This window comes from Microbacterium sp. CBA3102 (genome assembly GCF_007954505.1).
In the GTDB taxonomy this organism is placed as follows: domain Bacteria; phylum Actinomycetota; class Actinomycetes; order Actinomycetales; family Microbacteriaceae; genus Microbacterium; species Microbacterium aurugineum.
Genome location: NZ_CP042412.1, coordinates 3,670,554 through 3,685,203, shown reverse-complemented (window position 1 = coordinate 3,685,203; position 14,650 = coordinate 3,670,554). Strand labels below are relative to the sequence as shown.

14 protein-coding genes and 1 tRNA gene are annotated in these 14,650 nt (G+C 69.1%); 11 read left to right on the top strand and 4 right to left on the bottom strand.

Annotated elements, in window-relative coordinates:
* Positions 1-44: 44 nt before the first annotated feature.
* From FGL91_RS17755 to FGL91_RS17725, 7 genes are all read left to right on the top strand, one after another.
* Positions 45-116 (top strand) — tRNA-Gln (locus FGL91_RS17755).
* A 1-nt stretch (position 117) separates the two neighbouring features.
* Positions 118-1,548, top strand: coding sequence for a bifunctional UDP-N-acetylglucosamine diphosphorylase/glucosamine-1-phosphate N-acetyltransferase GlmU (gene glmU / locus FGL91_RS17750; protein ID WP_153244509.1), 1,431 nt, complete (start codon positions 118-120; stop codon positions 1,546-1,548).
* Positions 1,549-1,554: 6 nt separating this feature from the next.
* On the top strand, positions 1,555-2,589 hold the full coding sequence (locus FGL91_RS17745) for a ribose-phosphate diphosphokinase (protein WP_047519209.1): 1,035 nt from the start codon (positions 1,555-1,557) through the stop codon (positions 2,587-2,589).
* A 96-nt stretch (positions 2,590-2,685) separates the two neighbouring features.
* The gene (locus FGL91_RS17740) at positions 2,686-3,156 is read left to right on the top strand and encodes a hypothetical protein (RefSeq protein ID WP_047519211.1); all 471 of its coding nucleotides are present in this window, start codon (positions 2,686-2,688) and stop codon (positions 3,154-3,156) included.
* Positions 3,157-3,169: 13 nt separating this feature from the next.
* Positions 3,170-4,051, top strand: a complete 882-nt coding sequence (locus tag FGL91_RS17735) for an FAD:protein FMN transferase (RefSeq protein ID WP_153244508.1) — start codon at positions 3,170-3,172, stop codon at positions 4,049-4,051.
* Positions 4,052-4,066: 15 nt separating this feature from the next.
* Entirely contained in the window at positions 4,067-5,641 is a 1,575-nt protein-coding gene (locus FGL91_RS17730) for an FAD-dependent oxidoreductase (protein WP_153244507.1), read from the top strand.
* A gap of 219 nt (positions 5,642-5,860) precedes the next feature.
* Positions 5,861-6,694, top strand: coding sequence for a DUF559 domain-containing protein (locus FGL91_RS17725; RefSeq protein ID WP_153244506.1), 834 nt, complete (start codon positions 5,861-5,863; stop codon positions 6,692-6,694).
* Between the two features lie 144 nt (positions 6,695-6,838).
* Here FGL91_RS17725 and FGL91_RS17720 read toward each other — a convergent pair whose 3' ends face one another.
* Positions 6,839-8,329 (bottom strand): sensor histidine kinase, encoded by a 1,491-nt coding sequence (locus tag FGL91_RS17720; protein ID WP_153244505.1) that lies wholly within the window; start codon positions 8,327-8,329, stop codon positions 6,839-6,841.
* Positions 8,330-8,355: 26 nt separating this feature from the next.
* Positions 8,356-9,084, bottom strand: a complete 729-nt coding sequence (locus FGL91_RS17715) for a response regulator transcription factor (protein ID WP_047523621.1) — start codon at positions 9,082-9,084, stop codon at positions 8,356-8,358.
* 102 nt (positions 9,085-9,186) lie between these two features.
* Between FGL91_RS17715 and FGL91_RS17710 the strand changes: the two genes are divergently transcribed.
* A complete protein-coding gene (locus FGL91_RS17710) occupies positions 9,187-10,437 on the top strand; it encodes an FAD-binding oxidoreductase (RefSeq protein ID WP_131492709.1) in 1,251 nt (416 codons plus the stop codon).
* Positions 10,438-10,487: 50 nt separating this feature from the next.
* Here FGL91_RS17710 and gndA read toward each other — a convergent pair whose 3' ends face one another.
* Positions 10,488-11,942, bottom strand: coding sequence for an NADP-dependent phosphogluconate dehydrogenase (gene gndA, locus FGL91_RS17705; protein WP_131492707.1), 1,455 nt, complete (start codon positions 11,940-11,942; stop codon positions 10,488-10,490).
* 166 nt (positions 11,943-12,108) lie between these two features.
* Here gndA and FGL91_RS17700 point away from each other — a divergent pair, with 166 nt between their 5' ends.
* Both FGL91_RS17700 and FGL91_RS17695 read left to right on the top strand, forming a co-directional pair.
* Entirely contained in the window at positions 12,109-13,167 is a 1,059-nt protein-coding gene (locus FGL91_RS17700) for a D-2-hydroxyacid dehydrogenase (protein ID WP_153244504.1), read from the top strand.
* Positions 13,164-13,694, top strand: a complete 531-nt coding sequence (locus FGL91_RS17695) for a gluconokinase (RefSeq protein WP_153244503.1) — start codon at positions 13,164-13,166, stop codon at positions 13,692-13,694. Before FGL91_RS17700 ends, FGL91_RS17695 begins: the two co-directional genes overlap by 4 nt.
* Here FGL91_RS17695 and FGL91_RS19290 read toward each other — a convergent pair.
* The gene (locus tag FGL91_RS19290; RefSeq protein WP_256534750.1) at positions 13,679-13,804 is read right to left on the bottom strand and encodes a hypothetical protein; all 126 of its coding nucleotides are present in this window, start codon (positions 13,802-13,804) and stop codon (positions 13,679-13,681) included. The two genes, FGL91_RS17695 and FGL91_RS19290, sit on opposite strands and share 16 nt — an antisense overlap.
* A 221-nt stretch (positions 13,805-14,025) precedes the next feature.
* Between FGL91_RS19290 and FGL91_RS17690 the strand changes: the two genes are divergently transcribed.
* Complete coding sequence (locus tag FGL91_RS17690) at positions 14,026-14,634, top strand: 50S ribosomal protein L25/general stress protein Ctc (RefSeq protein ID WP_131492701.1); 609 nt, start codon at positions 14,026-14,028, stop codon at positions 14,632-14,634.
* The last annotated feature ends 16 nt before the right edge of the window (positions 14,635-14,650 follow it).

The following is a 14,650-nucleotide window of genomic DNA, read 5'->3' as shown; positions in this document are numbered from 1 at the left end:
GGAGCATGGCAGACTTGACCGGTGGCGTCCTCGGGACGGCGCGGTCCGCCGTGGTGTAATGGCAGCACGACAGCCTTTGGAGCTGTGAGGTCTAGGTTCGAGTCCTGGCGGCGGAGCATGACTGGGAACAACCTCGCCATCATCGTCCTGGCCGCGGGCCAGGGCACCCGAATGAAGTCGCGCCTCCCGAAGGTGTTGCATCCGATCAGCGGACGCCCGCTCGTCGGGCACGTGCTCACCACCGCCGGACGGCTGCAGGCCGCGCACGTCGAGGTCGTCGTGCGGCACGAGCGCGACCAGGTCGTCGCCGCCTTGACCGAGGACTACCCCGGTGTGGTGTTCGTCGACCAGGACGACATCCCCGGTACCGGACGCGCTGTGCAGGTGGCCGTCGACGCTCTCCCCGCCGACTTCGACGGCGATGTGCTCGTCCTCTCCGGCGACTGCCCGCTGGCGGATGCGGAGACGCTCTCCGCCTTCCTGGCGGAGCACCGGGCCTCCGGTGCGCCGGCCACGCTGATGACCGCACTGGTCGACGACCCGACCGGCTACGGCCGCGTCGTGCGCGATGCCGACGGGGGAGTCGACCGCATCGTGGAGCAGAAGGACGCGAACGCCGAAGAGGCCGCCGTCCGCGAGATCAACGCCGGGATGTACGTGTTCCGCGCTGCGACGCTGCGGGACTACCTCCCTCGGGTCGGGGTCGACAACGCCCAGGGCGAGATGTACCTGACCGATGTCCCCGGACTGCTCCGCCGCGACGGCGATCGGGTGGCGGCCTCGGTCGTCTCCGACATCTCCGTCACCTTCGGGGTCAACGATCGTGCTCAGCTCGCGGAGGTCGGCCGTCTGCTCAATCAGCGCATCGTGCGCCGCTGGCAGCTCGAAGGCGTCACCGTGATCGACCCGGCCACGACCTGGATCGATGACGATGCGACGCTCTCGCCCGAGGTCACGATCCTCCCCAACACCCAGATCCTGCGGGCTACGGCGATCGCCTCCGGCGCGGTCATCGGTCCAGACACGACTCTGGTCGACTGCGAGGTCGGCGAGGATGCGGTCGTCCGCCGCACGGACGCCACGCTCGCGGTGATCGGCGCCGAAGCGACGGTGGGCCCGTTCTCCTTCCTCCGCCCCGGCACGGTCCTGGGCGCCAAGGGCAAGATCGGCGCGTACGTCGAGACCAAGAACGCCGAGATCGGCGAAGGCAGCAAGGTGCCCCATCTCTCCTACGTGGGCGACGCCACGATCGGACGCGGCGTGAACCTCGGTGCGAGCACGATCACCGCCAACTACGACGACGTCAACAAGCACCGGACCGAGATCGGCGACGAGGTGCACACCGGGTCGCACACGGTGCTCGTGGCGCCCGTTAGGCTGGGAGCCGGTGCGAAGACCGGTGCAGGCGCCGTCGTCCGCAAGGACGTCCCCGCCGGCGCTCTGGCCATGAGCGTCGCCCCCCAGCGCAACATCGAGGGCTGGGTCGAGAAGAACAGAGCAGGCACGGGCGCGGCGGATGCTGCGTCCCGCGAGAATTCAGCGGAATAGGCGGACATGGCGCGCAAGAAGAAGACGGTCGATCTGGATCGCGACAACGGCGTGGCACCGGGGATCATCGCCAAGACCAAGAAGCGGCTCGTCGTCGCCGGTGGCCGCTCGCACCCCGAGCTCACCGCAGCCGTCGCCGAGGCGCTCGGCACCGAGATCGCGCCGGTCGAGCACCGCACGTTCGCATCGGGTGAGATCTACGCCCGCTTCGAGGTGTCGATCCGTGGAGTGGATCTCTTCCTCATCCAGACGTTCGGCGAGCCGGTCAACGAGTGGCTCATGGAGACGCTGATCATGATCGACGCGGCCAAGCGTGCGTCGGCCAAGCGCATCACCGTCGTCGCTCCGTACTATCCGTATTCGCGTCAGGACAAGAAGGGCCGCGGCCGCGAGCCGATCAGCGCCCGACTCGTCGCCGACCTGCTGAAGACCGCGGGCGCTGACCGTGTCATGAGCGTCGACCTGCACGCGGCGCAGATCCAGGGCTTCTTCGACGGTCCCGTCGACCACCTGTTCGCCAAGCCCGTGCTCCTCGACTACTTCGAGCGCACGCTGTCGCCGGCGGACCGTGAGATCCTCACCGTCGTCTCCCCGGACATGGGGCGCGTGCGCGTGGCAGACACCTGGTCCGACAGTCTCGGTGCCCCGCTCGCGATCATCCACAAGCGTCGTGACCCCAAGGTCGCCAACCAGGTCTCGGTGCATGAGATCGTCGGTGCCGTCGAGGGGCGCACGTGCCTCCTGGTCGACGACATGATCGACACCGGCGGCACGATCGTCAAGGCCGCACAGGCGCTCAAGGCGAACGGCGCTCACCGCGTCATCGTCGCTGCGACCCACGCGATCTTCAGCGACCCGGCATCCGAGCGCTTGCAGGACTCGTCCATCGACGAGGTCGTCATCACCGACACGATCCCGCTCACGGAGTCGCGCCGGTGGGAGAAGCTGACGATCCTCCCGATCGCGCCGCTGCTCGCCCGCGCGATCCACGAGGTCTTCGAAGACGGCTCGGTGACGAGCATGTTCGGCGGCGACGCGTAACGCATCGTCGTGGCACAGCCCGCGCATAGCCACGGTGCTTACGGTCGAAGGGTCGACCACCGGGGTCGACCGACGCCGAGCCGGGAGGACCACACCATGATCCGCACGACCGTACCGACCTCTGTCCGCAAGGGATCCGCGATCCTCGGGATCGCGGGGCTCTTCGTCCTCGCCGGATGCTCCGGCACTGCCGACGCCGAGCCGCCGGCAGACGGTGGGGCGACGGCCGACACCGGTTCGTCATCGTCCTCCGGCGGCGATTCCACGGGGGACTACGCCGATGGCACCTACACGGCCGACGGTTCGTACCAGACCCCCGAGACGGTCGAGCAGATCTCCGTCACCCTGACCCTCGCGGACGGCGTCGTGACCGACGTCGAGGTCACGGGTGACCCGAAGGCACCCGAGACCGAGCAGTATCAGGGCCAGTTCATCGCCGGAATCGCGGACGAGGTCGAGGGCGTCGCGCTCGACGAGTTGAACGTGAGTCGCGTCGCCGGTTCCTCGCTCACCAGTGGCGGGTTCAACGAGGCCGTCGCGTCGATCAAGGAGCAGGCGGCCGCCTAGGCGCCTGACGCCCATGGCGACCTGGCGCTTCGAGGCGATCGGAACGCACTGGGAGATCGAGACCGGCGATCCGCTCCCGGACGCCGAGCGCGTCGAGGTCTCGGCCGTGATCGCACGATTCGACCGCGAGTGGTCCCGCTTCCGCGACGACTCGGAGGTCATGCGGCTGGGGCGCGAGGGGGGAACGCTCGTCTCGGCCGATGCCGGTCCGATGCTCGAGGCGTACGGGGAGCTCTCCCGGGCGACCGGGGGAGCGGTGAACCCGCTCGTGGCCGACAGCCTCAGCGCGCTCGGGTACGACGCCGGGTATTCGCTCGTGGCCGGCGATCCGGTGCGCGCTCCGGGTGACTGGCAGCGACACGTGACCTGGACGCCAGGCGCGGCCACCGCATCCGTCCCCGCCCTCCTCGACGTCGGGGCACTCGGCAAGGGGCGCCTGGTCGATCTCGTGATGGGCACCCTGTCGACCGTGCCCGGCGATGTGGTGGTCGACGCCGGCGGCGACATCCGGGTCCGCGGTGCGGGGGTGCGGATCGGTCTGGAGCATCCCTACGACGCACGGAAGGCGATCGGGGTCGTCGAGGTGAAGGACCAGGCGCTGTGTGCCTCGGCCGTGAACCGGCGGGCGTGGGGGAGCGGGCTGCACCATGTCCTCGATGCCCGGACGGGCCTCCCGGTGCGCACCTGGGCGGCGACCTGGGCGCTGGCTGCGGAAGCGATGACGGCGGATGCGGTCGCCACCGCGCTCTTCTTCGACGGCGGCCCGGAACTCGCCGCGGGCTGGGGTGTGGAATGGGTCCGCATGAGCACCGACGGCACGGTGCAGCGCTCGCCCGGATGCCCGGCGGAGCTGTTCCTCGTCACCGCGAAGAAGCGCCCTGCGGCGACGAATTAGGGAAGAGTGGACACCGTGATCACGTCATTCGCCGCCGCACGCCAACGGGTCCTCGCGGTGCTGGGTTCCCTGTCGATGTACCGCCTCGTGCTCTTCGCGCTCATCGCGCTCGCGGTCACGGCCTTCGTGCTGTCGCTGCTCGGGGTCATCGTCTCACCGACACCGGGGGAGATGGTGGCGTCCTTCCTGGTGCTGGCGGTCGTCATCTCCGCGGTCGACGCCGTAGCTCAGCGCATCCTCCGCCTCCCGTGGCGTATCGAATCGTCGCTCGTCACCGCCCTGATCCTGCTGTTCGTGCTCCGCCCCGGCCTCGCGCCGGGCGCCCTGCTGGGGCTCGCCCTCGCCGGCGCCGTGGCGAGCGTGTCGAAGTACCTCATCGCGTGGCGCGGCCGACACATCTTCAACCCCGCTGCCTTCGGTGCGGCCGTGGTCTCGATCCTGGGAGCCTTCGGAGCCTTCGAGTGGTTGGGCACCTCCTCGTCGTGGTGGGTGGGGACGCCGGTGCTGACCATCCCCGTGGCGGTGCTGGGCCTCGCGGTGCTGTGGCGCACCGAGAAGGTGCGTGTGGTGCTGGTCTTCCTGTTCGTCGCGGTGGCGACCTCGGTGGTGCGCCAGGCGGTGCAAGCCACGCAGTTCGACATCGGATTCGAACTGTCGACCGCACTGCAGTTCGCCGTGCTGCAGTCGCCCTTCCTGTTCCTCGGTGCGTTCATGCTCTCCGAGCCGCTGACCCTCCCGCCTCGGCGTCGCCAGCAGCTCGTCGTGGCCGTCGTCGTGGGCGTGCTCGCCGGCTGGCCGATCTCGGTGGCTGGTCTCTTCACGCTCGGGCAGGAGCGCGCGCTGCTCATCGGCAACCTCGTGGCGTTCGTCTTCGCCCTCCGCGGTTCGGTGCGGCTGGTGCTCGAGCGTCGTGCGTTCGTCACCCCGACCGCTCAGGAGCTCACCTTCCGGGCGAAGGGGCGCGTGCGGTTCCTCCCCGGCCAGTATCTCGAGCTCGACGTCCCGCACCGCCGTCCCGATGCCCGCGGAACCCGGCGGGAGTTCAGCATCGTGTCCGCCCCGGCTGATCTGCCGACGCTGCGCATCGCGTACAAGAACGGTGACCAGAAGCATCCCTCGAGCTACAAGCGCGCCTTGGCCGAGGCAGAGCCCGGAGCGACCTTCGCGGTCACCGGCACCTGGGGCGACTTCATCCTGCCGCGCGGAGACAGTCCGGTGCTGATGGTGGCGGCGGGCATCGGGGTGACGCCGTTCGTGTCGCAGTTGCGTCAGCTGCGGGCCACGGGGCAGCAACGCGATGTGGTGCTCGTCTACGTGGCGTCCCAGGCCTCCGAACTCGCGTTCCGCGACGAGCTCGCCGCGACCGGCGTGCGCACGGTCGTGTTCACCCGCGACGAGCCCACGGATCTGCCCGCGCATTGGGCCTGGGCGCAGGGAGCGCGCCTGGATGCGGAGATCCTGGAGCGCACGGTCGCCGACCTCGGCACGCGCCACGCCTTCATCTCGGGCCCGCCGCGGCTGATCGCCGACCTCGCCCCCGCGTTGCAGAAGGCTCGCAGCCTCACGACCGACGCCTTCGCGGGCTACTGACCCCCGGCCCCGCCCCGGCCCGCCCCGCCCCCGCGTGGTGCATCCGTCGGGAGTTTGAACGGATGTCGGGCAATCTCCCGGTTTCGACCCGACGTCCGTGAAACCTCCCGGCAGGCGTGCGAGGCGTGTCTTCCTGCAGAACGCGAACGTGGTCGCCGTGTGTCCACAAACGGGCATTCCGGGCGTCGGAGGCGGCCGCAGCGAAGGCAGGATCGTCGAATGCTCAGAGCCGCAGCAGTGACCGCCCAGCACGGCGGAGTCGTCCGGGGAACCCTTCTTCAGCGCTACGGGATCACCCGTCGGATGCGGGCCGACGAGGTGCGGGCGGGCGCGCTCGTGCGGGTGAGACCGGGCGTGTTCGCCGTGCCGACCGCTGACCTGAGTCTGCAGGAGGCCGCGGCTCACGGCGGGGCGCTGACCTGCACGCACGCCCTGCGGTTGCACGGCATCTGGGTGCTGTCCGCGGACGGTCCCCCGCACGTGTGGCTCGGAGGGAACGGGCGTGTTCATCACGCGGACTGCGAGTGCGTCGGGCACTACGACGCCGGGCGGGCGGGAGTCGGCCTCGCACCGTTGGAGGAGGTGCTCATCCACGTGTACCGCTGCGCTGGCGATGAGGTGTTCTTCGCCGCGCTCGAGTCCGCGTTGACGCAGCGCAAGATCTCTTCCGCCGCGCGTCACCGCATCCGCCGCCGCCTGCCCGCTCGCGCCCACTGGCTCGTCGATCTGGCGCGGTCCGACGCCGACAGCGGCCTCGAGTCGCTCCTGAGGCTCCGACTGCATCTGAGCGGCATCACGCTGGAGTGCCAGGTGTGCATCCCCACCGTCGGCAAGGTCGACTTCGTCCTCGACGGCCTTCTGATCCTCGAGGCGGATGGGAAGGGCAATCATGAGGCCCCCGGGCACCGGCATCGGGATCTGGTGAGGGATGCTGCCGCCTCGGTCCTCGGCTACGAGACACTGCGGTTCGACTACGCGCAGATCGTGCACGCGTGGCCGACCGTCGAAGCAGCGGTGATCGCGGCCATCCTCCGTCTCCGGGCGCGTGACTGACCTGCGGACCATCCTTGTGCGTGTTCGTCGGGAGATCGGACGGATGTCGGGAGGAACGGTCCGCCCCGACCTGCAACCGTTCGATCTCCCGACAAACGCACGGGCAGGACGGGACGGGACGGGAGCCGCGCGGTCCGATGCGCCTCAGGCCTCGGAGGCCGCGCTCGCCGGCGTGGCCGGGATGCGGACCGTGAAGGTCGTGTCGCCCGGTTCGCTGGTGACGTCGATGGTGCCGTGGTGGCCTTCGACGATGGCCTTGACGATCGCGAGGCCGAGCCCGGTCCCGCCGGTCTGACGGGCTCGTGAGCTGTCACCGCGGGCGAAGCGAGCGAACAGCTCGTCGCGGATGGCGGGGTCGATGCCGGGGCCGTCGTCGTGGACCCGCAGCACCGCGTCCTCGCCGTCCTGCATGACGCTGAGCGTGACGGTCGTCCCTGCGGGGGTATGCGTGCGCGCATTCGCCAGGAGGTTGGCGACCACCTGGTGCATCCGCCCCGCGTCGCCCACGATGGTGACGGGCTCTTCGGGGACCTCGATCTGCCAGTGGTGGTCCACGGCCGTGGGACGCGCATCGGAGAGGCCTTCGAGGGCCAGCTGCGTGAGGTCCACCGTGCTGTAGACGAGCTCGCGTCCCTCATCGAGGCGCGCCAGCAGGAGCAGGTCCTCGACGAGTCGTGTCATCCGCAGCGACTGCGCCTGGATGCGCTCGAGGGAGGTCGTGGTGCTCTCGATCACCTCGGGGCGCTCAGCGCTCCGATCGGACTGATGCAGCGCGCGCAGCGACAGCTCCGAGTAGCCGCGGATGGAGGCGAGCGGGGTGCGCAGCTCATGACTGGCGTCGGCGACGAAGCGTCGCATCCGCTCTTCGTTCTTCTGCCTCGAGGCGAGCGAGCTGTTCACATGATCGAGGAGCTTGTTCAGCGATGCCCCGACGAGTCCGGTCTCGGTGCGCGGATCGGCCTCGTATGAAGGAACACGTTCCGTGATGGTCACCTCACCGCGATCGAGCTGCTGGTTCGCGACCCGGGTCGCCGTCATCGCGACGGCACGGAGTGGTCTCAGTCCCACGCGGATGGTGACCGCTGTGGTCAACGCGAGCAGGATGAGACCGCCGATCGTCGCGAGGGCGATGACGGTGAGCAGCTGGGCGAGCTGATTCTGGATCTCGTCGCGGGGGAGACCCGTGACGACGCCGACGCCGCTCGCGGTGTTCAGTGCCATGACCCGGTAGGAGCCGAGATCGGAGATCGAGACCGTGGCCACCGAGGTGCCGTGCAGCGCCGCGGCGATCTCGGCTATCTGCGTCGCGTCGAGCGGCTGCAGTGTGCCCGTGAGCTCGTCGCCGGGAGTGTTCGTCACGACGACTCCGGAGGCGCCGGTGAGGGGGCTGACCACGGCCAGCAGGAGCCCCGAATACCGCACGTTCTGCCCCGACAGGATGTTGGACGCGGTCGCGTCGCTCGGGGAGAAATTCTGCGCCCATCCCGCGACCTGGCGCGCGGAGGTGCTCAGCTTCTGATCGAGCTGATCCTCCATGGTCTTCCCCAGGGTCGCGCTCGTGATGATGGCGACGATGATGAGGATCAGCGACACGAACCCGATCACGGCCGTCATCAGCCGTGTCTGCAGGCTCATCGGCCTCCTCCGCACCGCCGCAGAGCTCACTGCGGAGCCTTGATCATGTACCCCACGCCGCGGACGGTGTGCAGCAGGGGCGTGCGTCCGGCGTCGATCTTCTTGCGCAGGTACGAGATGTACAGCTCCACCACGGAGGACTTGCCCCCGAAGTCGTAGCTCCAGACCCGGTCGAGGATCTGGGCCTTCGACAGCACACGGCGCTCGTTGCGCATCAGGTACCGCAGCAGCTCGAACTCGGTCGCGGTGAGCTCGATCTCGGTGCCGTCGCGGACGACCTCATGGCTGTCCTCGTTGAGGGTGAGGTCTGCGACGCGCAGGATCGACTGCCCGTCATCGGCGGTGGCGTGACCGGTGCGGCGGATGATCGCGCGGAGACGCGCGATGACCTCCTCGAGGCTGAACGGCTTGGTGACGTAGTCGTCGCCGCCCGCGGTGAGCCCCGCGACGCGGTCGCCCACGGCATCCTTCGCGGTGAGGAACAGGACGGGGACGAGGTTCCCGGATTCGCGGAGCCGTCTCAGCACGGACATGCCGTCGAGATCCGGCATCATGATGTCGAGCACGAGCGCGTCGGGCTCGAACTCCCTGGCCACCTGCAGCGCCTCCATGCCGGAGGACGCGGTGCGCACCTCCCACCCCTCCATCCGCAGGGCCATCGCGAGCAGGTCGGTGAGCATCTGCTCGTCGTCGACGGCGAGGATCCGCAGGGGGGAGCCGTCGGGACGGCGCAGTTCGGGCAGGTCGCTGGTCATATCCCTATTCTGCGGAATCTCCTATGTGATTTCTATGGAGAGAGCTATGTGTTGCCTGAGAGCGGGAGATGCGATGTCGGCGGCGCTGACTACAGTGTCGGCATGGCCGACGACTCTGTTGCTCCTGTCCCTTCCGTCCACCGCCCCCGTACCGTCACCGAGGTCGCCGAGGTCGTGCGCCTGGCGTCCCGCGAGGCCGTACCTTTGACCGTCGTCTCGGGCGGGCACGGCCCGTGGTCGCACGGCCCTGCCGCGGGTGTCCGTCTCGAGCTCGGCGAACTGTCACAGGTCGAGGTCGACGGCTCCACCGTCCGCATCGGTGGCGGCGCGGTCTGGGGTGACGTCGCGACGGCTCTGGCCGCGCACGGTCTCGCCCTCAGCTCCGGCGACACCGCGTCGGTGGGAGTCGGCGGACTCACGCTCGGCGGAGGCATCGGATGGATGGCGCGCGCCTGGGGCCTCGCGGTCGATCAGCTCATCGGGGCTCAGGTCGTCACGGCGACGGGGGAGGTCGTCGAGGCTTCGGCGGATGCGCACCCCGATCTGTTCTGGGCTCTGCGCGGCGGCGGAGGGAACTTCGGCATCGTCACCCGCTTCGATTTCGCAGCCCACCCGCTGCCCGGCATCGCCTTCTCGGAGAGTCGCATCGATGGCGACGAGGCCGCCGTGCTGAAGGCCACCCGAGACCTGCTCCGTGACGCGCCTCGAGAACTCACGGTCACGTACATGGACGTCCCGCCGATGGATCCGAGCGCGCCGGCGGGTGCTCGTCTGAGCGCGGTGTGGGCCGCGCCGGAGCCCGACCGGCTGCGCGCCGTGATGGAACCGATCTCCGCCCTCGACGGAGTGCAGACCGAAGTCACGACGCCGGCATATCGGGAGGTGCTGCTGGAGATGCCGGCCCCCGAGGGCGAGGAGCCCGCCTCGCCTCCCGGATTCATCGGGGGCAACGGTCTCTACGCCGAACTCGACGACGCGCTCATCGCGCAGCTGGTGGCCTTCCGCCGTTCGTATCCGGCATCGGTCCTGTTCCTGCGGTCCCTGGGTGGGGCCATCCGCGACGTCGCGCAGGAAGACACGGCGTTCCCCGCCCGCGCGGCGAACTGGTTCGTCCTCGCCGGCGCTTTCGACATCCCCGGCCTGATCGATGACGAGACCCGTGCCGCGATCGACGCGGACTGGAGCGTGATCGAGCGGGGGCGTCTGGCCGAGTACGGCAACTTCGCCGACACCGAGAGGCCGCAGGCCGTCTCCGGCATGTTCTCGGAAGACGCCCTCGCTCGGTTGCGGGCCACGAAGGCCGCGTGGGACCCGCAGAACCTGTTCCACCGCAACCACAACATCACGGTGTGACGCACGAAGGGCCGGATACCTTGCGGTACCCGGCCCTTCGACGGCGAGCCTCAGTGCGTGTCTTCGGCTTCGATCTCGGTGCGGTCGCCCGACCACAGGGTGTGGAAGGTGCCCGGCTTGTCGATGCGCTTGTAGGTGTGCGCGCCGAAGAAGTCGCGCTGGCCCTGCACGAGGGCCGCGGGGAGGCGGTCGGCGCGGATGCCGTCGTAGTACGACAGCGACGACGAGAAGGCCGGTGCGGGGATGCCCGCCTGGGCAGCGGTCACGACGACACGGCGCCATGACGCCTGGCCGCGCGCGAGCGCCTCGGCGAAGTACGGTGCGGTCATCAGCACCGGCAGATCGGGAGTCGCGGCGTAGGCATCGGCGATGCGGTTGAGGAACTGGGCGCGGATGATGCAGCCGCCACGCCAGATCTTCGAGATCGCGCCGAGGTCGATGTTCCAGCCGTACTCGGCCGCACCTGCGCGGATCTCGTCGAAGCCCTGCGAGTAGGCGACGATCTTCGACGCGTAGAGCGCCAGGCGCACGTCTTCGATGAACTGCTCGGTGTCCTCATCCGAGACCGTGAACTCCTCGTCGGGGCCGGGGAGTCCACCGGCGACGGCGCGCTGCTCGGGGTGTGAGGAGAGGGAGCGGGCGAACGTCGCTTCGGCGATGCCCGACACGGGAACGCCCAGGGACAGTGCGGTCTGCACGGTCCAGGCTCCGGTGCCCTTGGCCCCGGCCTGGTCGAGGATCACGTCGACGAGCGGCTTGCCGGTGGAAGCGTCGACCTGACGGAGCACCTCGGCGGTGATCTCGATCAGGTACGACTCCAGCTCGCCCTTGTTCCATTCGGCGAAGATCTCGGCGATCTCGGCGGGCGACTTGCCGGTGCCGCGACGGATGAGGTCGTAGGCCTCGGCGATGAGCTGCATATCGGCGTACTCGATGCCGTTGTGCACCATCTTGACGAAGTGGCCGGCACCGTCGTGTCCGATGTGCGTGACGCAGGGCTCACCCTCGGCGATCGCGGCGATCGACTTCAGGATCGGTCCGAGCGTGACCCAGGACTCGTCCGAGCCGCCGGGCATGATCGAGGGGCCGGTGAGTGCCCCTTCCTCGCCACCGGAGATGCCGGCGCCGACGAAGTTGATGCCGGTCTCGCGGACCGCCTTCTCCCGGCGGATGGTGTCGGGGAAGTAGGCGTTGCCGCCGTCGACGATGATGTCGCCGGGCTCGAAGACCTCGACCAGCGCGTCGATCACGGCATCGGTGGGGCCACCGGCCTTGACCATGATGATCGCGGTGCGCGGCTTCTGCAGTGAATCGGCGAACTCCTGGTAGGTGCGGGCCGGGACGAAGCCGGCCTCCGGGTGCTCGTCGAGGAGGGTCTGGGTCTTCTCGTAGCTGCGGTTGAAGATCGCCACGGTGTTGCCCTCGCGACTGGCGAGGTTGCGGGCGAGGTTCGATCCCATGACGGCGAGTCCGACGACTCCGATGTTCGCTGATGCTTCGGGCACAGAAGGCTCCTCGATCGTGAAGAAGGGGTGGATTCAGCGTATCGCTGTACGGGCGCTCTGCGCTCACCTGTGTCACGGTGCGAGACGTCTACGCTGGAGGCGAGATCGTGGTGCGTGCGCGGGAGGCTCTCACCTGGCCGCCGACGCCGCCGAGGAAAGGACCAGCGTGACGGGGATCGAGAAAGAGCTGCGCGCGGTCGTGGCGGTGCCGCTGCCGGAGGACCTGTGCCGACTGATCGAGGAGATCGAGCCCCGCGTCGAAGTGATCAGCGATCACGCACTCCTGCCGCCGATGCGCGGTCCCGCCGACTGGTCCGGAGATCCGGAGTACACGCGCACGCCGAGCCAGCAGCAGGCGTTCGACGAGCTGGTCGATTCCGCCGATGCGCTCTTCGGAATCCCCGACGTCGACGCGGAGGCACTGGCGAGGACCGTGACGGCGAACACGCGCCTGCGCTGGGTCATGACGACTGCCGCGGGCGGCGGTGCCACCGTGAAGGCCGCCGGTCTCGACCGGGACGCGCTCGATCGCGTCGTCTTCACCACGAGCGCCGGCGTGCACGGTGGCCCGCTCGCGGAGTTCGCGGTGTTCGGCGTGATGGCCGGAGCGAAGAATCTCCCGCGCCTTCTCGCCGACCAGGGGACGCGCACCTGGCCGGACCGCTGGGAGATGCGTCAGCTCGACGAGATGATCGTGCTGGTGGTCGGGCTCGGCGGCATCGGTACGGAGTGCGCGCGGCGCTTCCACGGGCTCGGTGCGCGGGTCTGGGGGACGACACGGTCCGGTGAGCCGGTGGCGGGCGTGGATCGCCTGGTGCGGATGGAGGAACTGACCGAAGCGGTGGCCCAGGTGGACGCGATCGTCGTCACGCTCCCGGGAACCGCTCAGACCCACCATCTGATCGGTGCCGAGGTGCTCGCCGCCGTGAAGCCGGGGGCGATCATCGCCAACGTCGGGCGCGGCTCCGTCATCGACGAGGACGCACTGCTCGGAGCCCTCGACGACGGTCGCATCGCCTTCGCCGCCCTCGACGTCTTCGAGCAGGAGCCGCTGGACCAGACGTCTGCGCTGTGGACGCACCCGAACGTGCTCGTGAGCCCGCACACCGCGGCCCTCAGCGCGAAAGAAGAGGAGCGGATCGCGCGACGCTTCGCGGAGAACGCCGGGCGCCTGCTCGACGGCCGACCGCTGAGGTCGGTGGTCGACACGGAGGAGTTCTATTGAGCGGGAGCCTGCGCATCGTCGTGATGGGCCCCAGTGGCTCGGGGAAGTCGACGGTGGGCGCGTTCCTCGCTCAGACGGTCGGCGCACGGTTCGTCGATGGCGACGATCTGCATCCGGAGGCGAACGTCCGCAAGATGGCGGCGGGAATCGCGCTGGATGACAATGACCGTCTGCCGTGGCTTCGCCTCGTCGGCGAGACACTGCGTGGCGAGGAGCGGATCGTCGTCGCGTGCTCGGCCCTCCGGCGCACCTATCGAGACCTCATCAGAGACGAGGCGCCCGATGCTTTCTTCGCGGAGCTCACGATCGCACGCGCGGTGCTCGAGGAGCGCATGCGCCTGCGTACCGACCACTTCATGCCCGCGGCGCTCCTGGACTCCCAGCTCGAGGCGCTCGAATCCCTTGAAGCCGATGAGGGTGGCATCCGCGTCGATGAGTCTGCGGATGTGCGTACGGCTTCCGCCGCCATCGCCGCAGCCGTGCAGAGGGAAGAAGGGCCTGCGCCCCGCGATCAGTCCTTGCGGTAGCTCGAACGTCCCATGGCGAAGAGGGCGCCGAAGCTGCCCACGACGGCGCACACGGTCATGGCGCCGATCAGCCAGAGGAGTGCGTGCGAAAGGAAGGCGCCGTCGAGCATGGGGTTCTCCGTGTTCTGCAGAAAAGGACCGGTGTCCTCAGCCTATCGGGTCATCCGGTACCATTGAGGCTGTACCTCGGCGAGGGATGCTTCTGCGCGTGCGCGATCATCCGTTATCGACGCGGCGAAGCAAGCCCGGTGGCTTTCCTCCTGCGTCAGCGAGTTCGAATATCCAAGACCACCGCGCGGCGCCTTCGCTGCGTGTCCCGAAGGAGAACCCCATGTCTGAAGACACCAAGGTCCAGGCCGAGCTCCGCGAGAGCTTCGGCAAGGGCTTCGCCCGCCGCCTCCGCGCCGCCGGCAAGATCCCCGCCGTCATCTACGGTCACGGCACCGAGCCCGTGCACGTCGCCCTTCCCGGCCACCAGGTCTCGCTCATCATCCGTCGCGCCAACGCGCTGCTGGAGCTCGACATCGAGGGCAAGAGCCAGCTCACCTTGGTCAAGGACGTCCAGCGCGACCCGGTGCACCAGATCATCGAGCACATCGACCTGCTCGTCGTGAAGAAGGGCGAGAAGGTCGCGATCGACGTTCCGATCATCGTCACGGGTGAGTCGGCTGCCGGCACCATCGTCAACCTCGACGCGACCACGCTGTCGATCGAGGCCGAGGCCACGCACATCCCGCAGAACATCGAGGTCTCGGTCGAGGGCCTGGAAGAGGGCGCGCACATCACCGCCGCCGACGTGAAGCTCCCCAAGGGCTCCACGCTGCTCTCCGACCCCGAGGTCCTCGTGGTCGCCGTCTCCGTTCCCGCGGCTCCGTCCGAGGACGAGTCCGCGGAGGAGACCGACGCTGCCGAGGAGACCGAAGAGGCCGCCGCGGAGTGATCTCCGACTGATTCAT

Excerpts from the sequence above, each read along its gene's own strand:
- FGL91_RS17690 (WP_131492701.1), top strand. The coding sequence starts at position 14,026 with ATGTCTGAAGACACCAAGGTCCAGGCCGAGCTCCGCGAGAGCTTCGGC.
- FGL91_RS17725 (WP_153244506.1), top strand. The coding sequence starts at position 5,861 with ATGCTCAGAGCCGCAGCAGTGACCGCCCAGCACGGCGGAGTCGTCCGG.
- FGL91_RS17740 (WP_047519211.1), top strand. The coding sequence starts at position 2,686 with ATGATCCGCACGACCGTACCGACCTCTGTCCGCAAGGGATCCGCGATC.
- FGL91_RS17745 (WP_047519209.1), top strand. The coding sequence starts at position 1,555 with ATGGCGCGCAAGAAGAAGACGGTCGATCTGGATCGCGACAACGGCGTG.
- FGL91_RS17720 (WP_153244505.1), bottom strand. The coding sequence starts at position 8,329 with ATGAGCCTGCAGACACGGCTGATGACGGCCGTGATCGGGTTCGTGTCG.
- FGL91_RS17715 (WP_047523621.1), bottom strand. The coding sequence starts at position 9,084 with ATGACCAGCGACCTGCCCGAACTGCGCCGTCCCGACGGCTCCCCCCTG.
- glmU (WP_153244509.1), top strand. The coding sequence starts at position 118 with ATGACTGGGAACAACCTCGCCATCATCGTCCTGGCCGCGGGCCAGGGC.
- FGL91_RS17735 (WP_153244508.1), top strand. The coding sequence starts at position 3,170 with ATGGCGACCTGGCGCTTCGAGGCGATCGGAACGCACTGGGAGATCGAG.
- FGL91_RS17710 (WP_131492709.1), top strand. The coding sequence starts at position 9,187 with ATGGCCGACGACTCTGTTGCTCCTGTCCCTTCCGTCCACCGCCCCCGT.
- FGL91_RS19290 (WP_256534750.1), bottom strand. The coding sequence starts at position 13,804 with ATGCTCGACGGCGCCTTCCTTTCGCACGCACTCCTCTGGCTGATCGGC.